A 22,545-nucleotide genomic window follows, 5' to 3' on the forward strand; every position below is an offset into this window, starting at 1 on the left:
AAAGCTTGTACTTCTAATAATTTATGTGATTTTTGTTACACAACATTAAAAAACCATCCGCCATATTGCAGTATAAACTTACACTCGAATGCAAAAAAGTACGTTCATCGCTCCTTGGATAGGGGATTATAAGAAATCATTTTTGTCAGGTGATATATCTGCAGGAATTACCGTAGGGATTATGTTAATTCCCCAAGGTATGGCCTATGCTAGTTTGGCAGGGTTGCCACCTGTCTATGGGTTATATGCTGCGATGATCCCACAATTAATTTATGCATTTTTAGGAACATCAAGACAAGTTTCTGTAGGCCCTGTTGCCATAGATTCTATGTTAATTGCTGCCACTGTAAGTTCTGTTGCCTCTGTAGGATCAGAAAATTATCTCTCTGCCATATTACTCCTAACATTGATCATAGGTGTCTTTCAAGTTGTTTTTGGATGGATAGGATTTGGCTTTTTAGTGAATTTTTTGAGTAAACCTGTTATTAGTGGTTTTACTTCTGCAGCAGCTTTTGTGATAGGAATTGATCAATTGAAAAATATTTTAGGAATTGAAGTAGCAAGAGGAAATACTATATCGACAGTATCTGGAATTATAAGTCAATATGATATATATAATTATGCCGCTTTAATGATTGGATTGATAGGTATCTTTTTGATTCGATTGACTAAAAAATGGAGTAAAAAAATACCAGGCTCTTTGGTCGCTGTTATCGTAGGCTTACTTATCATGCAGTTCATTCCTATTGATATTGATGTTTTAGGAGTGATTCCTCAAGGAATGCCATCGGTCACTATACCTGTGTTTGATTTAGAATTGATAAAACAATTATTACCATCAGCTTTAGCGATTGCATTAATAGCATATATGGAGTCGATTTCTGTGAGTAAGGCATTACAAATGAAACATAAAGGGGAGTATCAAATCGATAACAATAAAGAATTTGTTGCTTTAGGAATGGCTGATATTATAGGGTCCTTTTTTGGTGCTTTTCATACGACAGGTGGCTTTAGTAGATCTGCCGTAAATGAACAGGCAGGGGCTAAAACAAATTTGGCTAATATTATCAGTAGTGGTATTTTATTCGTGACACTTTTATTCCTCACACCCTTTTTTGAACAACTTCCCAAAGCTATTATTGCTTCTATAATATTAGTGGCAGTATATGGTTTAATAGATACCTCTTACCCTAAGTTTTTATGGAAAACTAAGAGAGAAGATTTTTACATGTTAATTATCACCTTTATCATCACTTTGATTGTAGGTATACAAGAAGGCGTTTTATTGGGGATGATATTAAGTCTTTTGTTGTTAGTGAAGAGAACGGCAAAACCACATATCGCCGTATTGGCAAAATTAAAAGGATCTACAGAATATCGTAATACAAAAAGGTTTGATGATGTTGAGGAAAGACAAGATATTCTGATTATTAGACAAGATGCACAGTTGTATTTTGCAAACAGTAATTACTTCTCAGAAAAAGTAAAAAATGAAGTAAAAAAGAAAACTGATATTAAAGTTTTAGTCCTTCATTTTGGAAGTGTTTCCAATATAGATTCGACTGCCTTAAGTGTATTAGAAGACTTAGTTTATGATCTTAAACAGGAAGGAATAAGAACCTATTTTACTGATGTAATTGGTCCTGTACGTGATTTTCTCACTAGAGTAGGATTAATGCACCGTTTAGGTAAAGATCATTTCTTTTTAGATGTTCAATCTGCTATAGATTTTTACGATCAAAAAGGAAATCAAATAGAATTAAGACGTAACTTTGAAAGAGCGATTCAGAGTAACGATTTTGAAGAAAGAAAAATTTAAACACATTATTATATAAACATATTCATCGAAGAACATTATGAAAATTGAACAAATTTACACTGGTTGTTTGGCTCAAGGTGCCTATTATATTGAGTCAGAAGGCGAAGCTGTCATTATTGACCCACTAAGAGAAACCAAACCATACTTGGACAAGGCTGATAAAGAAAATGCCACTATCAAATATATTTTTGAAACACATTTCCATGCTGATTTTGTATCCGGACATGTGTCTTTAGCGGAAGCAACGGGAGCAAAAATTGTATTTGGACCTACTGCAAAAACGTCGTATGCAGCACATATTGCAAAAGATGAAGAGGTATTTACTGTTGGTAAAATTACGATTACAGTTTTACATACTCCTGGACATACACAAGAATCATCTACCTTTTTATTAAAGGATGAAAACGGGAAAGATGTAGCTATATTCTCAGGTGATACTTTATTTATTGGAGATGTAGGTAGACCTGATTTAGCGGTGAAATCTGATTTAACCAGAGAAGACCTTGCAGGTTTGTTATTTGACTCGTTGAGAAACAAAATTATGCCTTTAGCTGATGAGGTAATTGTTTACCCTGCACATGGTGCTGGTTCTGCTTGTGGTAAGAATATGAGTAAAGAGACATTCGATACTTTAGGCAATCAAAAAGCAAGTAATTATGCATTGAGAGCTGATATGACAAAAGAGGAGTTTATTAGTGAAGTAACAAAAGGTTTGAGTACACCTCCTCAGTATTTTCCTAAGAACGTTCAAATGAACAAAGAAGGATATACTCATATCGATCAAATTTTAGCGAACGGTAATACACCATTAAATCCTCAATTATTTGAAGAGGTAGTTAATGCTGAAGGTGCTTTAATGTTGGATACTCGTTCTCCTCAAACGTTTAAAGATGCTTTTATTCCTAACTCTATTAATATTGGTGTAAAAGGTGGATTTGCTCCTTGGGTAGGTGCTTTAATTGTTGATTTAAAACAACCTATTGTAATTATTGCAGATGAAGGTTCTGAAGAAGAAGTGATTACTCGTCTTTCTAGAGTGGGTTATGATAATACTTTAGGTTTCCTAGAAGGAGGAATTGAGGCTTGGAAAGAAGCTGGTAAAGAAATTGATCAAATTGAATCTATTTCTGCAGAAGAATTAAAAAACAGATTATCAGGTGATATTGAGGTGATAGATGCTCGTAAACTTTCAGAATATGTTTCTGAGCATATCAATAGCGATAAAGTGATCAATAAAGCCCTTGATGTAATTAATACTGAATGGAATGATTTAGATAAAAATGCCACTTATCACATTCATTGTGCAGGAGGGTATCGTTCTATGATCGCATCATCCATCTTAAAGTCTAGAGGCTTTGAAAATATCATTGATGTAAAAGGAGGTTTTAAAGCTATTAAAGAAGCAGATATTGAAGTGACCGCTTTTGTTTGTCCTTCTACTTTGTAGTATGTAGTAGATGTCTTTTAATCAATAAAATAATCCCAGTTCCTAAATCAGAAACTGGGATTATTTTTAATAAAAGTGTATTACCAAATTCTATACGTCATACCTATTTTACCATAAAGGTTGAATAGATTAGGATCAACAACTTCATATCCATTAGGGAATATACCATTAAAACCCCAAGCTATTTGAGCATCAAAAGTGAATTTATTCACCTCCTTTTGAATACCAAATTGAGCACCCCAATCGAAGTTAACTAAATCGTCACTGTAATCGTAAGGAGTATCTTTGCCAATAGTATTTTCATTTCCTGCAATGTCTTCTATAGTTCCCCCAGAATAAAGAGTCCCATCAAAAGAACCATTAACCATAACAGCTAAATATAAACCAGCTAAAACATTCCAACCATTGTCTTTTTTTCCAAGGTTGGTTTTGAATTGAACAGGAATTTCAATGTAATTTAAAGAAATGTTTGTTTGTACATCGCCTGTTACATACCCTAAATAATTATCACTGATTTTAAAGAATTGATTCTTTACAGTTGCTTCTGTTGAATTTCCTTTATGTGTATATAAAAGTTCTAGATGTAAATAATTTCTATCTCCTTTGATGGGAATGTTGACATAACCACCGATAGAAGGGTTGAAAGTAGTAGAAAAAGAGAACCTTTCAGGCATATTTTGGAAATACATAGGTACTGAAGCACCAATATTGAAGCTAGCTCTCGCTCCCCATTCTTTTTTTGGTTTCTCTTGTCCAAAAGCAGAGAAAGATAAAAGGGCAGTAAAAAGGATTACTACCCAATAATTTTTATAATTCATAAATAGATTAATATTCTATAGAAATATTATCGACGAATAAGGTACTTCCGTTAGCACCTCTAAAGAAGTCTCCGGCACTAGATGATGCAAATACAATGATGACATGTGTAGGTGTAGTTTCGGCAGCAGCCCAACCTGTTTCTTCCTCACGTAGCTTAAATCCAACTTCAGGATTAGCAATTTCACCATAAGTAACATCTAGCTTACGTGATGTCCAATCAGATACTGTTTCACTGCTTTGCATTGCCGCAGTACCAACTCTTAAGATCTGATCACCTTCTCTTTTTTGTAAATACATATATACTAAACATGAATCTACAGCATCTTCGATTACAGTACCTACAGCACCTGTATATTGTTTGTAAACATCGCCAGGTGTATACTTATAATTAAAAGACATAGAAGTTGGTCTTTTAGTATAAGGAACTCCTAATTGGGCACTTTTAGCTGGATCACTTAAGTTTAAATCAAACTGTCCAGTATAAATTGTAGCAGATGCCAAACCAGTAATTGCGATTTCTTTAGTTTCTAATTTAGCAGCACTACCACTCACAACATCTTCCATTTCTTCATAAGCATTGACAACACCTAGAAATGTAGTTCCAGGATTTGAAGTTTCCCAACCCTCAGGGTTACCATATTCACCTTGAGAATAATCATTGTATTCCCATTCGTCTAATGATAGATTTTCTTCAAATTCTGAAGATACTTCTACTACCGGATCATCATTATCGTCTGAACAAGCAAAAAATATACTGATGATACCTAATAATAAGAGTTTGTTGATCAATTTCATTATTAATAAATTAAGATTGAAGATTTTTTATTTGTACTGGTGTAAATTTTTAAAGAGCACAATAACACCAGACTTTGTATTTCGAAATAAATATAAAACTATTCAAAGTTTATCCAAAGTAAAGGATACATTTATCCTTTGATGTGAAGTCTTTTAAAAAACGGCTGTAATTTATTAAAAAAGTCAGTCGATACATTTTTTCTTAATAAATAAAGGACATTCCTAATGGAAGATAACTCTTATAAATTAGATTTTATTCTTTGTATAGCTTCCTCTAACAAACTTCTAGAACAAGCTGTGTTTAACCTCATAAAGCCTTTACCTGCATCGCCAAACATTGTTCCATCTTGTACACCGACTTTCATCTTTTTATAAAAGAGATTTTTTATCTCTTCTTGAGAATTTCCAAGAGCATTACAATCAAGCCATATTAGGTAGGTAGCTTGAGGTTTCATCACCTTAATAGGAGTGTCACTTAATGCCTGTGTTACATAGTTAATATTTTCCTCAAGATGTACTAAGAGTGCTTGATACCAACTTTCTCCTTTTGTGTAAGCAGACTTCATTGATTCCGTAGCCATTAATCCACCAAAATCTAAATGCATATGTTTTACACGTTGGATGTATTTTTCTTTTAAATCATTATTTTTAAATAGGAGGTAGGCACAATTTAAACCAGCCAAATTAAACGTCTTAGAAGGAGCCATACAGGTCACCACTCTTTTCTCTGCGATTTTAGAAAGAGAAGCAAATGGGATATGTTTATTCCCGAAAAACATTAAGTCGGCATGAATCTCATCAGAGATGATATTACAATCATATTGATCACATAATGATAGTATTTTTTCTAATTCCTCTTTGTTCCAAACTCTTCCTGAAGGGTTCTGAGGGTGACAAAACAAAATTAATTTTAGCCCATTAATTAATTCTTTTTCGAATTGATCAAAGTTGATAAAATAATGATTGTTTTTGTTGATGAGTGGAATATCTACGAGGGTTCTATCATTCCCTATAATATTATCTTTAAAAGGAGGATAAACTGGAGAAAATATTCCTACTTTTTCTTTGGGTTTAGTAAGTGATTCTACAAGCAAACCTAGTGCAGGAACAATACCAGGTACAAATACAAAATCCTTTCTATGCACTTTCCATTGATGTCTTTTGTCAATCCAATCAATTGCTGATTGCCAAAAAGAATTGTCTTGTAATGTGTATCCATAAATAGGATGTTGGATACGTTCTGTTAAAGCTTCTACAATTTCAGGTGCGGTTGGTAAGTCCATATCGGCCACCCATAGTGGAAGAATATCGTCGGTTCCGAAAAGTACCTTTCTCAGGTCATATTTTACCGTTGAGGTGTCAGAACGATCAATTTTTTGGTTGAAGTAATCGTGGTTCATTTTTTTTTAGTTATGGATTTTCAATATAAAAAATAGGGTTGGTTCATACTATGAACCAACCCTATTTGTTTATGATTTATTGAAATTACTACTATTAATCACAATCATAGAGCTTGCCAATTGAACCTCTATTTGAGGATTGTTCTTCTCCATTCAAATATGATTTGATATTGAAGTTAGAATACAGACCATCAAAAGGTGATGGTACAAGCATCCAAGTATGAGCAGGAACTTCTATGGTAGAGGCAACAACACCGTTATTACCTATGATTTCAAAAGTCAATGCATTCTCAGTAGGGTTTTTAAGTTGGAATACATTGTAAGAATCTAAGCTACTTGCAGCAGGTTTTCCAGATTCTAAAGAACTCCAATAGTATTTAATTGAATTTTTGTCTTCTTGATAACCTGGTATTAACCCACAAGCTACATCTTGTTTGATATCATCTAGGGTCATAGAACAATAATCTATACCTTCTAGATTTTTATCAGATGTTAATGGGAAAACATTTCCTCTTACCCAACCTTCACTAGATCTTTCACAAATAGTATGGAATGAGAATGAAATAGTTTGTAAGCAGTCATCACCTGAATAGTTGAAAGCATCTAAACTAACTCTGAGTTCTTTGCTAGTTAAATTATTCAATTCATCATACCAGATTGTAGTTCCAATTTGATCTCTATTTCCATCAAATTGACGACCATTTTTTACCCAAATTTGAATTCCTCCAGAAGACGAGATATTTAAGTCATTAACATCAAAATCCCATGCAAATACAATTTCATTTGTATTTGCATCATAAGAAGTTGTGAATGATTCGCTCGATAATGTCTCTCCACAAGTCACGAAATCATCTTCATATACAGAAACAAAGTTTATATCATAACCATCCGGAGTATTTGAGTTTGTATCTTGGATCTTAATCCATTGAATGGTTTTTCCTTCTAAATCGCTTAGATTAAATTCATTATTAGCGATAGACGCCAATCCAACTTCTGTCCACGAACCCTCTAGAATACCATCATTTAGGTATCTATCCGTATTTCCTTCTAATACAGAAACAGTAGCTTTTTCTGGGTAAGCCTTATAAGCATCATCTATATTATCGTATTCTTGTGCTTTATTCCAAGACGTTTCCACAAGTTGAAGAGTAGTTTTAGAAGTTACTAAAACTGGCTGTGGTAGTTTCATTAAAGCATAACCATCATTTCCTCCAAGAGAGACAAACTTATTACCGTTTTTGTTGTAATCAGCTATATCAGCATTTGCTGAGTTTCTTCTTGACTCTCTAGAAACATTATGGTTGTCTTCTGATAAATCAAGCACATCGTATTTATCAGCTCCCATTCCTGGACGGTAGAGTTTAATTTCTGCATATTGATGGTTTTCAAAGTCCCCTCTATACCATTCTGAGAAATAAGCACCATCAATTTCTTTATTTGAAAGTTGATTGTCATTTTCTGTATTTACATCGAATGCTTGGGTAGAGGCCATATCACCCCAATTATGTTTTAATAAGCTGCCGTCAGGAAGAATCATATCGGGTGAGGCAAGTAACTCACCTGTCAAAGTCCAAAGATTTAAATTAGTTTGCTTGTGATGAGAAGTGAAAACCATGTTGTCACCGGTTAATGCAGCACCTGTAACTCTTTCGTAATCTCTTTTATGGAAGCCAAATACTTTTCCAGCACTAAAACTAACAGAAGGGTTTGTGCCCCACGTCCATTGTAAGTCAAGGGCAACAGCCATATTTCCTTTCCATTGAGTAAAAGAAATTAAACGTTGTTGTTCAAAACCATCAGTTTCAGAACTATTTTGAGTAAACAAGATGTCTCCACCTCTAAATTTAACTTTCTTCGGATTAAAAGGAGTCGCATCATCAAAATAATCTTCTCCATCATCAGTGGTTTCAACATAGTTGTCACCAGAGAATTTGAACTTCACAGCATGAACCCAAGTTTGTCCCTCATATGATGTTCCTTTTAAAGTAGGATCTGTATCCTCCCAAATGTTCCATCCTCCGTTAACTTTTGATGGATCCTTTGGACCTCCAGGTCCGTTATCTGCCACTACTTTATAAAATCCAGCTTTTCCAGCCAAGAATAAATATCCTTTTTGGTCAACATCAACTTGAGTGATTGCTCCAGAAAATTTATTTTCTGAGTGCGTACTTATATCTATTCCTTCAGAGTCAAAATGGAATAAATTCAGTTCTCGGATAGCATTTCCATTTTCTAGATCCACTAAGAAAATCTTACCAAGTTTAGAGATTACTACTGTGATATATCTATTGTCAGGAGACACACACATATGTCCACCAGCAGGAAGATCATCTGTAACCAAAGTAAGATTTGCATCTCCCATTAATCCTTGGAAGTCATAATCAACTTGGTATATAGTTGATTTACCATTAGCAGAGTTGAGGAAAAATACCTTTTGGTTAAATGGCATTCTTAAATTGGCAGGTTCATCACCTTGTTCGGAGTTTTGAACAGGTTCTTGCAGTTTATGTTGACAAGAAAATCCAATCAGTAACAACAGGGTCAAAAGACCATTTTTTAAAATAGTTTTCATAGTTAAATAGAAGGTAAAGTTTTAAAAAGAGATTAAAATAGTTGAAGATGAAATGATAAAAAGCTGTTGGATTATTCATTAACAATAGCATGTTTTTATCATGGGAATCTATAATCTAATAATAAAGATCTTATATAGATTTAGGGTAAATTTTTGTATATCTTATTTAGATAAATTAGTTGTTTTGGGTATTAAATAAGTAAAGAAATTTATTTAAATCGAAATTACTTATTAGATGCTGAATTAACAATCTTTAAAGATATTAAATAGCGTAAAAGACTAATAAATACCTAATAATGGTTACAAAAAAGCCTACTCAAAAATACGAGTAGGCTTCTTCTATTTTACATAGATTAAAGTGCTTGTCCGTTGTATGGAACTTGTTGAATTGTAGAATTAGAATAATTAGTTCCTCCAGTATACCAGAAATCACATATAGACGAAGAATATATTCTTCTGTCACCTGATACACCTGGATTTTCCATTGGTAGATCAATGTAATTCATGCCATCATTGCCTTGTGAAGGTGTGTAAAATCCAGATCCATCTCGGTATCCATCTCCAAAAGCAACTACCACTCTACCTTCTGTGAATTGAGCGCCACTCCAAGGTTTTTTACGTAAATCCTCTTCTCCTTTTTTAACAGAGACAGTGGCATCCGCTGTAATATCAGCTACCCAGAATTGGAAGCCTTTAATTTCTGATTCTAAACTAGCACTCCATTTTACTCTGATATGTCCTGGAACACTTTCAAAAGTTAATTTGTTGGCAGTAGATTCACAAATATCTTGAGCCGAAGGATCACAACTGAATGATATTTTGTCAATCACAAAATCATTGCCATGCCATTTATCTGAAATTTCTTCAATACCAATTTCTATAACACCATTTTGGGAAGCCGTAAACTCTTGATTTAAGTGTGACCATGCAACATTACTAGGATCTGTTTCATGTAATATTACGACATCAGAATAACTTGTTTCCATATTAAGGAAGCCAATATTTGACTTGATATACATTCTTAAATGCGGATCGTTTGTATTCTTACTAATAGGTATGGCATTTAATGCTTCAGCAGAGAAATAATAAGTCTGACCGGCCAACACAGGAATATAGGTTTTGAAGAAAGTTTTTGAAAGATCTGCATTTTCGTCATAAGAACTCCTGTTAGGGTGATCGTTCTGAGCAGCGTTGACAACTAATGCCTGTGTATTTAGATCAACATCTACAAATTTATTATGAACATTATAAGGGTTGTTTGTTACAGACGCTAGCCCTTCATGTTCTTGTTTGTCTAAACGATCTGCCTCTGTATAGGTAGTATAATTTGCAAAAAATGTTGCATTGTCACTTTCGAAATCTCCGAAACCAAAATCTTCACAATATTCAGCGTAAGCAGATACAAAGTTGATATCAAAACCATCAAAAGTACCACTACCTGCATCAACAATTTTTACCCATTGAATAGGAGTGCCATTAGGTATACCTGTTTTAGAATAATCAAAAATGTTTTCTGAAATATAAGCATCACCTACTTCAATCCATTGTCCTCCCATACCTTCGTTAATCCAAGTGTTATTTACATATCTTGGTTGATTGTATGGATCGTTTGCTAACCAAACATATACTTTTGCTTGTTCATTGTATGAAGCTAATGCAGCAACAGCATCTCCGTTGTAATTTGGTTTTCTGTTCCAAGTGGTTTCTACTACTTGCAATCTAGAAGATGGAGTAACAACAGTTGGAGCTCTAAATCTCATTACTGCATAACCACCTTGTCCTAGTGCGGTGAACTTATAAGCTTTACTTCTAAGATCGGCGATGTCAGCGTTTGCAGAATTTTGACGAGCTTCAGTATCCATATTAGGGTTATTCGCTTCATCAATCGTAGCGCCATGTACCTTAGTAATCGTACCAGGTCTATATAATTTCATTTCAGCTAGATTCCAATGATCTTTTTTCCAATCACTTGTTCTATCACCGTTAATTTCTCTTTCTCCGAAATTACCATATTCACCTTCGTTCTCTCCTAGATCAAATTCTTGAGTAGAAGCCATATCCCCCCAATTGTGACCTTTTTTATTTTCACCTTCCCATGGTTGACCATCAAGATAAAGAATAGGAGTATCTACAACTTCTCCATCTAAAGTCCATAATTGCAATTTATTTTTAAAGTGATGAGAGGTAAACACCATATTATCACCACATAAAGCAGCTCCTGTTACTCTACCTGTACCTTTGAATTTACCTTGTTTTGTAGGATGAGGTGTTCTTAATCTAAAGATTTCTGCAGCGTTATATGAAATAGTAGCATCATGTCCTTTGTTCCAATTCCAATCTAATTCTAAAGCAATAGCTCTTTGTCCCCATTGAGTAAAGGAAATTAATCGTTGACCTTCAAATCCACCAGTCTCTTTAGAGTTTTGAGTGAAAAGAATATCACCACCCCAGAATCTAACCTCACCTTGCAATTCGGTACCATTAAGTTCTGTAACTTCTGCCATATCTTCAAAGTAGGCTTCAGGTAAATCGATTTCGTCATCGTCTTTATTTTCCATTTCAATATTTCCTGAATAAGAATAAGGAATAACATGAGCCCATATTTCACCATCATAAACGGTGTTTTCTAAAGATTTATCCACATCACTCCAGATATCTGAACCTGTATTATCTGTAGGGTCATCACTTCCGCCTTTACCATTGTCTTTAATGACTCTAAAGAATCCAGATTTACCAGCTAAAAATAAAAATCCATCTCTATCCACATCTACTTGTGTGATTTTTCCACTAAATTTATTTTGATAATGAGTAGTTATATCTATTCCATCAGGATCATATCTAAATAGTTTAATTTCTCTAACAGAGAAATCAGTTAAACTAACTAAGTAGATTGTACTTTTACCACTTACCACAACAGTAATAAAATCATTCTTTGGAGAGATACACATGTGTCCTCCTCTTGGTAAATCCCAAGGTTGTCCATCTTTGGTTAATTCTAATTTTGTCATTTCTGCAATAGAATTACCTTGATCATCTGTTAGGGCAGTACCTAAACCTTGGAAGTCGTACTTTAATTCGAATAAAGTACCAATTTTTTTTCCATCAACAACATCATTGTTCAATAGAAAGAGTCTTTGATTAAATGGCATTCTGAGGTTGGAATGCTCTCCATCCTGTTCATAAATCTGAGCAGGTTCTTGGAGTTTATGGGTACATGAGAACCCAATGAGAAGTAGCATGGCAAATAAGCCAAATTTGAAAATAGTTTTCATAGTTTAATAAGGAAATTTAATAGAAAGATAAATGTCTATAAATGACGAATACTAATAGTCTTACAGCACAAAAGTTTGGATAAAAACTACCGCAATGTGCGGTAGTCTTTGTTCTTCTTTTTTGATAAACTAACTACTAATAATCTATATATTTTTTAAAAGTTTTCATTTTGATAAATTAAAATTATAGTTGATGTCTTTTACAGTGTTTGAGGAATAGTCACTTCCTCCTGTAAACCAAAAACTACAGATTGTTTTTGAGTAAACTTTGCGATAACCATGTTCTGAGGTGTGCTCAAAAGGTATATCGATATAGTTTAGATTTTTACTTAAAGCTGAAGAGGTATAAAAACCATTCTTTGATATGTTTTTTTTATCAAAAGAAACTACGACACGTCCTCCTTTGTATAAAGCACCTTCCCATGCTTTTGTACGTTCATCAAGAAGATCCAACATTCCATCATGATCTTTGTCTCTTCTATAACTTACCGTGGCTTCTTTTTTGACATCTTCAATCCAGAACTCAAACCCTTTAATTTCATTTTCTATGTGTTTATCCCAAAAAATACGCACTCCATTTTCATGTAAATTATAGGATAAAAATTGATTAGAACAGGTGCAGTCTGAAGTAGTATGAGCAGCTACAAAATTAAGATCGAACCCACCATTTTTCCCAGCAGGAGAGTTTAAGTCAGTTGCATCTACTATTTTAATCCATCTTGAAGATTTGCCTTTAAAATCATTCAACTTAGATAAATCAAATAAATTATTATTATTCACTGCATACCCAATTCCTTTTGAGTAATATTTATGTGCTTTATTTAAAGGGATCCAATGTCCGTTATCAATTAGTTCTCTTGTTAATGTCTCATCATGTGCATGTTTGCCTATCAGAATAAAAGCTTGTGCCTTTTCAAACCATCCATTTGATTGAGCGTCTTTTATATTTGAATATTCTCTTTTCAAATCCCAAGAGGTTTCCATAATTTGGATCGTATTACTATGCGTTATTTCACTGTCGAATTTTAAGATAGCAACACCGCCCGATAGGTTAGTGAATTTTTGAGGCTTTTCAATACTTCCTCTAAAATCTATAATATCAATATTGTTGTTATTAAATCTGTCATCAATGCTTACATCATCTTCAGTAGGTTGGTAGTTGATAAGTTCGTGTTTTTCAATAGCTGGTTTGAAATATATAATACTTGCGTAATTGCTAGATTGATTTCTTAAATCAATCCAATCACCTCTAATTTCTCGTTGAGTAACTTCAGTGTATAATTCTGAATTAATATTACTTAGGTCATGTATTTGAGTAGAAGCGATGTCATTCCATTTTATTATTTTCTCAGAAGGTAATCCCTTATTAATAAAGAGGGTAGGACTTGCTTTGAGATGACCTTTTAAATCCCATAAATACAGGTGGTTTTCTTCACTGTAAGAAGCTAAGATGTATTGATTGTCAATAAAAGTAGCACCTGATAGTGGGCTTAACTTATTTCTCTTTCTCAATTCAAAAGATTCTTCTGACAATAAGCGCACCTTTTGATATTGATGGTCCCAATCGATGTGAAGTTTTTCAACATTATTATACTTCTGATTGAGTAGAAATATAGATTTTGTTTTTGGAATATATACTAGATTCCCACTAGTGAGTTTAGCTTGACTATTATCATTTTCTGAGAGTTCATATTGTGTTGCGTCTAACTCCTCTATCCCTTTTAACCAGATATTATCTTTTTGAACATCATTCTTTGCATTTCTAACTTTATAACATCCACTTTTCCCAGTTAGTATTAACTGACCTTCATGATTGACGTCTATTTGAGATACATGTTCATTGAATAGTATATTTTGATTCTTCTCTTGATCATTTAAAAAAAGAGGTACAGGTTGTACATTATAGGTGTTTTTAGAAATTGGGTTTTCTATATCAATGAAATAAATTTTCGATTCCTTTGGTACAAAAACAGTGAGATAGTTATTTGATTTATCGATACAGATTTTAGCTCCATTCGAAAAATGAAATGTTTTATTATCCAATAGTAATTGAATAGATTCAAGTTGAATTTTATTCGCTAGCTTTTTGATATCAAAGTGAACAGCAAAAAGTTCACTCCTATCATTATACTCCCCTAAAAGAAAGATACGTTGATCAAAGGGCATTTTGAGGCCTTTAGGATCTTTATTAATAGGATTCATGAGGTTGGGTTCATCATGTTTTTCATTACATCCCAACATCAGTCCTACAATAATCAGAAATATTATTGCAGAGAATTTATTCATGGTAAAGAAAAGAGAATGTAGGTTATTTATTTGAGTAAAGAGTAGCTTATAAATTTTTAAATTTAGTAGAGCTGTATTATAGTTTTTGAGTTGATGTTAAATTAGGGAGAAGTTGTTGAAAAACAATGAGATACACAGAATTTGTTTTGTTTTGGAAGGAAAATACCTAAAAAGGGGGATGGTAAATTTGATTAAAAAAAAGGCTACCCCAAGAGGGTAGCCCATGAATCTGTTATTGTACAATTTTGTTATTCAAAAACAGATACGAAGTTGATGTCAAAGCCATCTGGTGTTTTAGAGTCAGTATCTTCAATCAAAATCCATTGAATTGTAGAACCTTCTAAATCACTTAAATGATATTCATTGTTGGCAATAGAAGCTTTACCCACTTCTGTCCAAGTTTCGTTTAATAATTTTTCGCTGAAATATCTAGCAGTATTATTTGTTAATACTTTCACTGTTGCTTTCTCAGGGTATGCCTTAAAAGCATCTTCGATTGTAGTGTAACCAGAAGATTTGTACCAAGAAGTTTCTACCACTTGAAGTGTAGTACTAGAAGTTACAGTAACAGGTTGTGGCAATCTAAAGATAGCGTAACCACTGTTTCCACCTAGTGATACAAACTTGCTACCATTCTTGCTATAGTCTGCAATGTCAGCATTTGCTGAGTTTCTTCTAGATTCTTTTGATACATTATGGTTGTCATCTGATAAATCCAAAACGTCATACTGATCAGCACCCATACCAGGACGGTATAATTTTATTTCTGCATATTGATGACCGTCAAAGTCACCTCTATACCAATCTTCATAATATTCACCATCAATTTCTTTATTCGAAAGTTGATCATCATTTTCAGAGTTTACATCAAATGCTTGTGTTGATGCCATATCGCCCCAATTGTGAAATAGAGTACCACCTTCACTTAATTCCATTAAAATATTAGAGGCGATGATCTCACCATCTAATGTTCTTAACTGTAAGTATTCACTTTTATGATGTGATGTAAGTACCATGTTATCGCCAGTTAAAGCAGCACCTGTTACTTTACCTGCGTTTCTACCAATTTCACCATTTTTTGGTGTATTTAAACCACCGAAAACTTTACCAGCATTAAATGAAATTTGCTCGTTTTCGTAATCCCAATGTAAGTCTAAATAAATAGCAGTTCCACCTTTCCATTGTGAGAAAGATATTAAGCGTTGGCTTTCAAACCCATCAGTTTCTTTACTGTTTTGAGTGAAAAGAATATCTCCACCTTTGAATCTTACTTTCTTAGGATTAAATTTTTGATCTAATTCGAAGTAATTTTCTTCACCATCTTCTGATGATTCAACACTAACACCTCCAGCAAAAGAGTAATGGATCGCATGTACCCAATTAGTTCCATATTTATCAGTATCAATATTATTTTTCTTTAGGTAATCTTCGTCTTGTTGTTCCCATATTTCAGACCAGATATCTTTTTTATAACCCACATTTCTTGGGTCTTGAATACCATTGCCTCTGTCAGCTACAACTCTAAAGAAACCTGCTTTCCCAGCGATGAAAAGATAGCCATCTTGATCAATATCTACCTGAGTAATGCCGCCAATTTTTCTACCTTTACTATTTTTAAGGTTACTAATCAAATAGCTAGAAGGATTGCTTTTCACGGTTTCTATTGAAACTTTATTTGGGTTGTACGCCATTAAAGTTGCAGAACGAACTTCTCCAGTGTTTATCTCTACTAAAAATATTTTATTTTGTCTTGCAACCACAACTGTTAAGAAACGATTGTCTGGAGATACACACATATGTCCACCTTTAGGTAAGGCTTCTGATGTATTTAGCTTTGTAAGCTTAGCATTTCCAATTAGACCTTGGAAATCATATTCTACTTGGTAGATCGTAGAATTATTACCTGCTGAGTTTAATATAAAGACCTTTTGATTAAAAGGCATTCTTTTGTTTGAATCTTCCACTTCCGCAGAAGATACTTTTAGATCTTCTATTTTGTTATGGCATGAAAAACAGCCTACAAGAAGAGTGAATAATACCGTTATGGTAGTTAGCTTGTTCATAATAAGAAATAACTTTGAATAGTATTTAGTAAAGAAAAAAGTATTTGTGTTTTAACAATTTAAAAATTGGATATCCAATTTGGGGTAAAATTTATTTGTTAAATAATTTTCACAAAAGAACATTAGATTAATGTTAATTACAAATATTTAATAAAATATCTATCAAAATTAAAGAATAGTTGATTGATATTGAATCATTTCATGGTTTTATATAAGAGATGTTTTTTTTGGTATAAAGTTTGAATTATGAGATATATAAACATAAAAAAGCTATCCCAAATTGAGATAGCCTTTCATTTTTTGATAAACTAACTACTAATAATATTTTTAAAATACCACATTTTTATAATGCGTATTATAACCATAATATGGGGGATTTGCGATAAGATCGGATTGTTTTGTGGTTATTAATTTATAAAATGTGGTAAAGAATTTTCTAAGGTAATTTTTAATATATAGCTAATATAATATATCATTAACCAATTTAAAAAATAATATAGAATTTTTTTTATGTGTACGTAGAAATATACCTAGAATAGGAACTTTTTTATATGGGCTACTATGACTTTAATTTGATAAATGATCAATCATGTTTATTTTTAATATACCCAAAACTTAATTTACATTGTTATATGGTTACTAGATTATACATTCCATGGAAGATGCTGTTTAAAGATCTATGGTTTTCTATTTTACTAATTGTTATCTATTTACTGTTTTTATCTATCCTTGACGATGAGCATCTTTTAAGTCAGTTAAGTTTACCATTAAGTATCATTACTGTGCCAGGTACTGCCATTTCCTTACTTCTTGCTTTTAGAACAAATTCTTCTTACCAAAGATGGTGGGAGGCAAGAATGGTTTGGGGTGCTATTGTTAATGATTCAAGAAGTTGGGTAAGACAATTAGTAACCTATTTACCAAAAGACCCTGTAGCAAAAGAATTACTTATCGAAATGTCACTTAGACAATCAGCATGGTGTTATGCTTTAGCAAGGCATTTAAGAAAACAAGATCCCACAGCAGATGCCGGCCCATTGTTAAAGAAAGATGAAATCTCAATGCTTCGTAAAAGTAAAAACGTGCCCAATGCTTTATTGTATTCTCAGGCTCATTTATTAAAGCATATGTTTAAAATGGGTTATATCGATTCTTATCAGATGGTGCAATTGGATACTACCTTGTGTAAATTAACAGATGCAATGGGGAAGTGTGAGCGTATTAAAAATACAGTATTTCCGAGTATGTATACATTATTATTAGAAATCTTGATTTACTGTTTCATCTTTTCTGTACCCTATGGATTGGTAGAAACAAATGGAGCTGTATTATTAATAACATCTGTTACTCTTGCTCTTGCTTTTCTTATTATCGAAAGAATTGCAACGTATCTACAAGATCCTTTTGAAAACTCTTCTTCAGATACTCCAATGCTTACATTATCTAGAACAATAGAAATTAATATTAAAGAAGAAATAAAGTATAAAGATTTACCTCAACCTTGGAAACCTGAAAGACCTTATGTTTTGATGTAGAGGTTTATTTCTTTTTATATATTTGTATTAAAGACATAATCAAAAACAAATGGACTTAGAAAAATTATCTCAAGATTGTATGCAAATTGCTATTGAAGCAGGACATGCAATAATGGAAATTTATAATCAAGAAGATTTAGGCGTAGAGATTAAAGAAGATAACTCTCCTTTAACTTTAGCTGATAAAGCATCACATGAAGTGATCATGAAAGGATTAACTGCCTTTGATTTTCCAATTTTATCTGAAGAGGGTACATCAATTGAATACTCGGAAAGAAAAGATTGGGATACATATTGGTGTGTAGATCCTTTAGATGGTACTAAAGAGTTTATCAATAGAAATGGAGAATTTACAGTGAACATCGCTCTAATAAAGGATAAAAAACCTGTAATGGGTGTTATTTACGTTCCTGTTAAAGATATGATTTATATTGGTGTAGTTGGAGAAGGTGCTAAAAAAGGAGAAGCAGGGATTCTAGATCCTATAACAGTGCAGTGGAAAGAAGGAAACAGAGTAGCTGTACGCTCAAAATCTCACGCTAACCCTGCTGAGGAAGAAGTTATTTCACACTATGCAGCTACAGAAGCAATATCTGTAGGGTCTTCTTTAAAATTCTGTATGGTAGCAGAGGGTAAAGCAGATCTATATTACCGTCACGGACCAACAATGGAGTGGGATACAGCTGCTGGTCAAGCTGTTGTTGAAGCTGCAGGTGGAAAAGTGTATGTTGGAAGCACAGAAGAAGAAGAGTTTACTTACAATAAAGAAAATCTTCTAAACGGCAGTTTCTTAGTATTAGGGAAATAAGTTTACCAACATATAAAAAAACCACTTTCAATTCTTTTGAAAGTGGTTTTTTTATGAAAATATTTTTCTGCGATTTTCAATAGGGATGGTCGTTGTTAAAAGGCCTCCGTCATATTGAAATAAACCAAGTTTTGACCTGCTAATGGATCTCTACCAAAATCAACTCTAAAATTCATTCTAGGTTGTACTTCCACTCTTAAACCTGCACCAAAGTTAGGAAGTATACCACCAGGATTCCATAAGTCTGGTCCAACCATTCCTACACCACCCCAAGCAGCAAAACCAAGCTTAGAAACTAACTTTGATTTAGAATTAAACATATGTCTATATTCAGCCATTGTAAAAGCAGAAGTCTTGTCTCTGTATTGCCCTAAATAGTATCCTCTTAAATCAAATGGAGATCCAATTAAAGACATATCAGTAAAAGGAACATCTCCATAAGAAGATCGAACTTTAGCAGTCCATGCTAATACTCTTCTTTTTCCTAAAAATGGTAACAATTTATACTGACGATATTCTGCACTCATGAATCCCCATTGGGTATCTGAACCTAACCATGTATCATAGTATCGAGCAGTTAAATCAAAATATATCCCTTCCCATGCATTCGCTGGAATATCTCGGGTGTCATAAGAAACTTCAAAACCTAAACCTATATTAAAAAAGTCTGTTCCGTCGGGTTTTCCACCCTGTTCTATATAAGTTGGATCAATCGCCATTACTGGAGATATTTCACTAAGATTTCTATAAGTTACCTCAAAGGATGGGCCTAAGAAAAAATCGGAGTCACCTAGTCTAAATAGGACAGAACCAAAATTAACAATGGAGTTTTGAAAAAACTGAGTTGTAGTATCACTCCTTACTGTATTCTGATTTGTGTTGAAACCTACGCCGTAATAGTTGTCATAATTATTTCGATATTGTAATTGCCCAAAGTATCTGATCTTATCATTTTTAAAAAATAATTGTGGTTTAGCTATAACATTAAAACCACCAGAAGATAGCCAAGCCAAAGAAATAGGAACAACAGAACGGTTTAAATTTGGATCAACTGTGTCTATTTTAAAAGTAAACAACATACTTACTCCGATAAGGAAACCGTAATCTGGAGTATATCCTGGTCCTCCTAAAATACTAAAACGTAAGTTTTTTCTTATTTTCTCTGGTTTCTCATTTTTCTCTGTTTCCTGAGTAGTAGAGTCTTGCTGAACATTAGTGTTTTGTGCGTATGTAAACTGCACACTAATAGTTAACAAGACAACTAAAAATAAAGTTTTTCTTATTTGATGAAGGCTCATAAAAATGTAATTAACTTAAATTCATCCATTTTTTCTGTGATGAATAAACGAAATTAGTGAAAGAATTTTATTGATCTATCTTTTTCATTATTAATTATCATAATAAAAAAAGGCCATCATATAATGATGGCCTTTTCTATTTCCTTTAATAACCCAAAAACTATTTCTTATTGCTGTTTTCGTTGATCAATTTGAAGAATTAATTTCACTTTTGCAACATTTATTGTAAAAAATACGTTTTATATTTTGATTTTTATCGTCGAAACCGGTTGCGATCAAAAATGTTTAATTTGAATTTCAAAGATGATGATTATGGATCTGAAAGAAATAAGATAAAATAAAAAAGTCCATCATAAAATGATGGACTTTTCTTTTCCTTTAATAACCCAAAAACTATTTCTTATTGCTGTTTTCGTTAACAATAAATGAAATAAAATTAACTTATCAAAGAAAAAATATAATTAATTACTGAATTGCTTCTTTTTTTATACTAAAAGTGATTTTGATTGTTCTATACATTTTTTTAAACCAAGGCTACCTAAGTCATAAATTAAATGGTGTACTTTATCTAATTCCACCTCTGTTATTGTATAATTAGATAGTATATAAAGGGTGTTTCCAAGAGGCCTTAATAATATGTTATTAGATAAAGCCCATTGGTATAATTCATTTCTTATTGAATTGAAATAGGAGGTTTCGTTTTCATTATCATATTCAAAGGCTAGGATAGTTCCTGTTCTTCGAACGTTTTTAAAATAGGGTAACTCTTTGATTTTTTCATGAAACTGATCTTGCTGATGACAAAGCCACTTTATCTGCCTTTGTCTAGTCTCACTCATCAACATTTCTAAACTTTTTAAAGCTACTGCACAAGTGATGGGATTTCCTGTAAATGAATGTCCATGAAAGAATGTTTTCATCATGTCGTCTACTAAATAGGCACTGTAAACTTCTTCTGAGCATATAGTTAATCCCATTGGAAGTATTCCAGCAGTAAGTGCTTTAGAACAACACATAATATCAGGTGCATTATTTTTAAGATGATGTGTGGCAAACAATCGACCTGTTCTAAAAAAACCTGTCATCACTTCATCTGCAATACATAATGTTCCATAGGACTGTGCAATACCGATGAACTGATCTAGTAATTCTGCTGAATACATTCGCATACCACTAGCGCCTTGTACCAATGGTTCAAAAATAAATGCACATGCTTCTTCAGAAGAACAATAGGTTTGCATAAGTGCTATTACAGCGTCTTTATTTTCCTCAGTCGGAAAAGGCAAATACTCTACATCAAAAAGATAGTCATCGAATGGTGCAGAAAAAGGAGTTCTGGCAGCCATGGAAAGTGCTCCAAAAGTATCACCATGGTAAGCACCTTCAAAAGCAATTACTTTCTTTCTTTTATTATCACCCTTATTCCAATAATATTGTATCGCCATTTTGAGGGCAACTTCGGTAGCAGTGCTTCCATTATCAGAAAAGAAAAACCGATTGAGCTTACCTGGTAATAGGGGTTGTAACTTCTCTGTAAATTTGATGGCAGGTTCATGTGTAAAGCCAGCAAAAATTATATGATCTAAACTTAATGCTTGGTTTTTGATCACTTCGGCTAACTCTTCGTTCCCATGCCCATGTATATTCACCCACCAAGAAGCAATAGCATCAATTATTTCAGATCCATCTTCTAAGGTTAGAATAGAACCTTTTGCAGACTTCACTGGCAGAGGGGGAGGTGTAAGTGTTTGTGCAGTAAAAGGATGCCAAATATGTTCTTGATCTCTTTCTTGAAGCGACTTATGCATTTTGAAAAAGTTTAGTTCTAAGATTTTCTTTTAATTGATTTGCGAAAGCATAAATACTTTCTTTATCGACTTTTTCTAAAGTAGGGAGATGGAATAACTCGGGACAATTAGCATGTTTTAAAATGATGCTTTTAGTAGCTTCATTATTATCACCATTGAACACAATCCCCACTAAAGGTAGACCTCTTCTTTTCAATTCATTAATTGATAATAAAGTATGATTGATATTCCCCAAATAAATATTACTGACTAATACAACTCCCAATCCAAGTTTTTGAGGAATGTCAATCACCATATTTTCATCATTTAAAGGCACCATTATACCTCCTGCACCTTCTACCACAAGATGTTCTTTTGTATATTTTGGAAGTTGAATATCTTCTAACTGAATTACTCTATTTTCTAAAGCGGCCGCCGCGTGTGGCGACATAGGGTGCTCTAATAAATACGCTTCAGGTAGTTTTTCTTTTGGAGTATATAATAAACTGTGTACAGTATCTGTATCTGTAGGATAGCCTGCTTGAACTGGTTTCCAATAGTCGGCATCCAATGCTTCAGTGAGAATGGATGATACAATAGATTTACCACTATCTGTCCCAATGGCTGTAATAAATATTTCCATT

The 22,545-nt window shown here is 33.2% G+C and carries 14 protein-coding genes; 4 read left to right on the plus strand and 10 right to left on the minus strand.

The features are described from left to right. Positions 1–88: 88 nt before the first annotated feature. Both NH26_RS00735 and NH26_RS00740 read left to right on the plus strand, forming a co-directional pair. Positions 89–1,819 carry a SulP family inorganic anion transporter gene (locus NH26_RS00735; protein ID WP_044224446.1) on the plus strand — a complete coding sequence of 577 codons (1,731 nt, stop codon included), beginning with the start codon at positions 89–91 and terminating at the stop codon, positions 1,817–1,819. A gap of 37 nt (positions 1,820–1,856) precedes the next feature. Next, positions 1,857–3,266 (plus strand): MBL fold metallo-hydrolase, encoded by a 1,410-nt coding sequence (locus tag NH26_RS00740; RefSeq protein WP_044224443.1) that lies wholly within the window; start codon positions 1,857–1,859, stop codon positions 3,264–3,266. A gap of 80 nt (positions 3,267–3,346) precedes the next feature. Here the strand turns inward: NH26_RS00740 and NH26_RS00745 are convergent, their stop codons facing one another. The 7 genes from NH26_RS00745 to NH26_RS00775 form a co-directional block, all read right to left on the minus strand. Continuing rightward, positions 3,347–4,084, minus strand: a complete 738-nt coding sequence (locus NH26_RS00745) for an outer membrane beta-barrel protein (protein WP_044224440.1) — start codon at positions 4,082–4,084, stop codon at positions 3,347–3,349. A 7-nt stretch (positions 4,085–4,091) separates the two neighbouring features. Beyond that, entirely contained in the window at positions 4,092–4,880 is a 789-nt protein-coding gene (locus tag NH26_RS00750; RefSeq protein WP_044224437.1) for a PCMD domain-containing protein, read from the minus strand. 239 nt (positions 4,881–5,119) lie between these two features. Further along, the gene (locus NH26_RS00755; RefSeq protein ID WP_044224435.1) at positions 5,120–6,280 is read right to left on the minus strand and encodes a MalY/PatB family protein; all 1,161 of its coding nucleotides are present in this window, start codon (positions 6,278–6,280) and stop codon (positions 5,120–5,122) included. Between the two features lie 94 nt (positions 6,281–6,374). Next, positions 6,375–8,852 carry a hypothetical protein gene (locus NH26_RS00760; RefSeq protein WP_044224431.1) on the minus strand — a complete coding sequence of 826 codons (2,478 nt, stop codon included), beginning with the start codon at positions 8,850–8,852 and terminating at the stop codon, positions 6,375–6,377. 353 nt (positions 8,853–9,205) lie between these two features. Beyond that, complete coding sequence (locus tag NH26_RS00765; RefSeq protein WP_044224429.1) at positions 9,206–12,124, minus strand: hypothetical protein; 2,919 nt, start codon at positions 12,122–12,124, stop codon at positions 9,206–9,208. Between the two features lie 165 nt (positions 12,125–12,289). Beyond that, the gene (locus NH26_RS00770) at positions 12,290–14,410 is read right to left on the minus strand and encodes a hypothetical protein (protein ID WP_139262774.1); all 2,121 of its coding nucleotides are present in this window, start codon (positions 14,408–14,410) and stop codon (positions 12,290–12,292) included. A 248-nt stretch (positions 14,411–14,658) separates the two neighbouring features. After that, entirely contained in the window at positions 14,659–16,473 is a 1,815-nt protein-coding gene (locus NH26_RS00775; RefSeq protein ID WP_044224425.1) for a hypothetical protein, read from the minus strand. Positions 16,474–17,105: 632 nt separating this feature from the next. Here NH26_RS00775 and NH26_RS00780 point away from each other — a divergent pair. Further along, a complete protein-coding gene (locus tag NH26_RS00780; protein ID WP_044224422.1) occupies positions 17,106–18,008 on the plus strand; it encodes a bestrophin family protein in 903 nt (300 codons plus the stop codon). Between the two features lie 49 nt (positions 18,009–18,057). Next, positions 18,058–18,816 carry a 3'(2'),5'-bisphosphate nucleotidase CysQ gene (gene cysQ, locus NH26_RS00785; RefSeq protein WP_044224419.1) on the plus strand — a complete coding sequence of 253 codons (759 nt, stop codon included), beginning with the start codon at positions 18,058–18,060 and terminating at the stop codon, positions 18,814–18,816. Between the two features lie 95 nt (positions 18,817–18,911). Here cysQ and NH26_RS00790 read toward each other — a convergent pair whose 3' ends face one another. From NH26_RS00790 to bioD, 3 genes are all read right to left on the minus strand, one after another. Beyond that, the gene (locus NH26_RS00790; protein WP_044224417.1) at positions 18,912–20,114 is read right to left on the minus strand and encodes a BamA/TamA family outer membrane protein; all 1,203 of its coding nucleotides are present in this window, start codon (positions 20,112–20,114) and stop codon (positions 18,912–18,914) included. Between the two features lie 485 nt (positions 20,115–20,599). After that, positions 20,600–21,922, minus strand: a complete 1,323-nt coding sequence (gene bioA, locus NH26_RS00795) for an adenosylmethionine--8-amino-7-oxononanoate transaminase (RefSeq protein WP_044224414.1) — start codon at positions 21,920–21,922, stop codon at positions 20,600–20,602. Then, positions 21,915–22,544 (minus strand): dethiobiotin synthase, encoded by a 630-nt coding sequence (gene bioD, locus NH26_RS00800; protein WP_044224411.1) that lies wholly within the window; start codon positions 22,542–22,544, stop codon positions 21,915–21,917. Before bioD ends, bioA begins: the two co-directional genes overlap by 8 nt. Position 22,545 lies beyond the last annotated feature (1 nt).

Origin of the sequence: Flammeovirga pacifica (assembly GCF_000807855.2) — a bacterium.
In the GTDB taxonomy this organism is placed as follows: Bacteria; Bacteroidota; Bacteroidia; order Cytophagales; family Flammeovirgaceae; genus Flammeovirga; species Flammeovirga pacifica.

Excerpts from the sequence above, each read along its gene's own strand:
- NH26_RS00735 (WP_044224446.1), top strand. The coding sequence starts at position 89 with ATGCAAAAAAGTACGTTCATCGCTCCTTGGATAGGGGATTATAAGAAA.
- NH26_RS00740 (WP_044224443.1), top strand. The coding sequence starts at position 1,857 with ATGAAAATTGAACAAATTTACACTGGTTGTTTGGCTCAAGGTGCCTAT.
- NH26_RS00745 (WP_044224440.1), bottom strand. The coding sequence starts at position 4,084 with ATGAATTATAAAAATTATTGGGTAGTAATCCTTTTTACTGCCCTTTTA.
- NH26_RS00750 (WP_044224437.1), bottom strand. The coding sequence starts at position 4,880 with ATGAAATTGATCAACAAACTCTTATTATTAGGTATCATCAGTATATTT.
- NH26_RS00755 (WP_044224435.1), bottom strand. The coding sequence starts at position 6,280 with ATGAACCACGATTACTTCAACCAAAAAATTGATCGTTCTGACACCTCA.
- NH26_RS00760 (WP_044224431.1), bottom strand. The coding sequence starts at position 8,852 with ATGAAAACTATTTTAAAAAATGGTCTTTTGACCCTGTTGTTACTGATT.
- NH26_RS00765 (WP_044224429.1), bottom strand. The coding sequence starts at position 12,124 with ATGAAAACTATTTTCAAATTTGGCTTATTTGCCATGCTACTTCTCATT.
- NH26_RS00770 (WP_139262774.1), bottom strand. The coding sequence starts at position 14,410 with ATGAATAAATTCTCTGCAATAATATTTCTGATTATTGTAGGACTGATG.
- NH26_RS00775 (WP_044224425.1), bottom strand. The coding sequence starts at position 16,473 with ATGAACAAGCTAACTACCATAACGGTATTATTCACTCTTCTTGTAGGC.
- NH26_RS00780 (WP_044224422.1), top strand. The coding sequence starts at position 17,106 with ATGGTTACTAGATTATACATTCCATGGAAGATGCTGTTTAAAGATCTA.
- cysQ (WP_044224419.1), top strand. The coding sequence starts at position 18,058 with ATGGACTTAGAAAAATTATCTCAAGATTGTATGCAAATTGCTATTGAA.
- NH26_RS00790 (WP_044224417.1), bottom strand. The coding sequence starts at position 20,114 with ATGAGCCTTCATCAAATAAGAAAAACTTTATTTTTAGTTGTCTTGTTA.
- bioA (WP_044224414.1), bottom strand. The coding sequence starts at position 21,922 with ATGCATAAGTCGCTTCAAGAAAGAGATCAAGAACATATTTGGCATCCT.
- bioD (WP_044224411.1), bottom strand. The coding sequence starts at position 22,544 with ATGGAAATATTTATTACAGCCATTGGGACAGATAGTGGTAAATCTATT.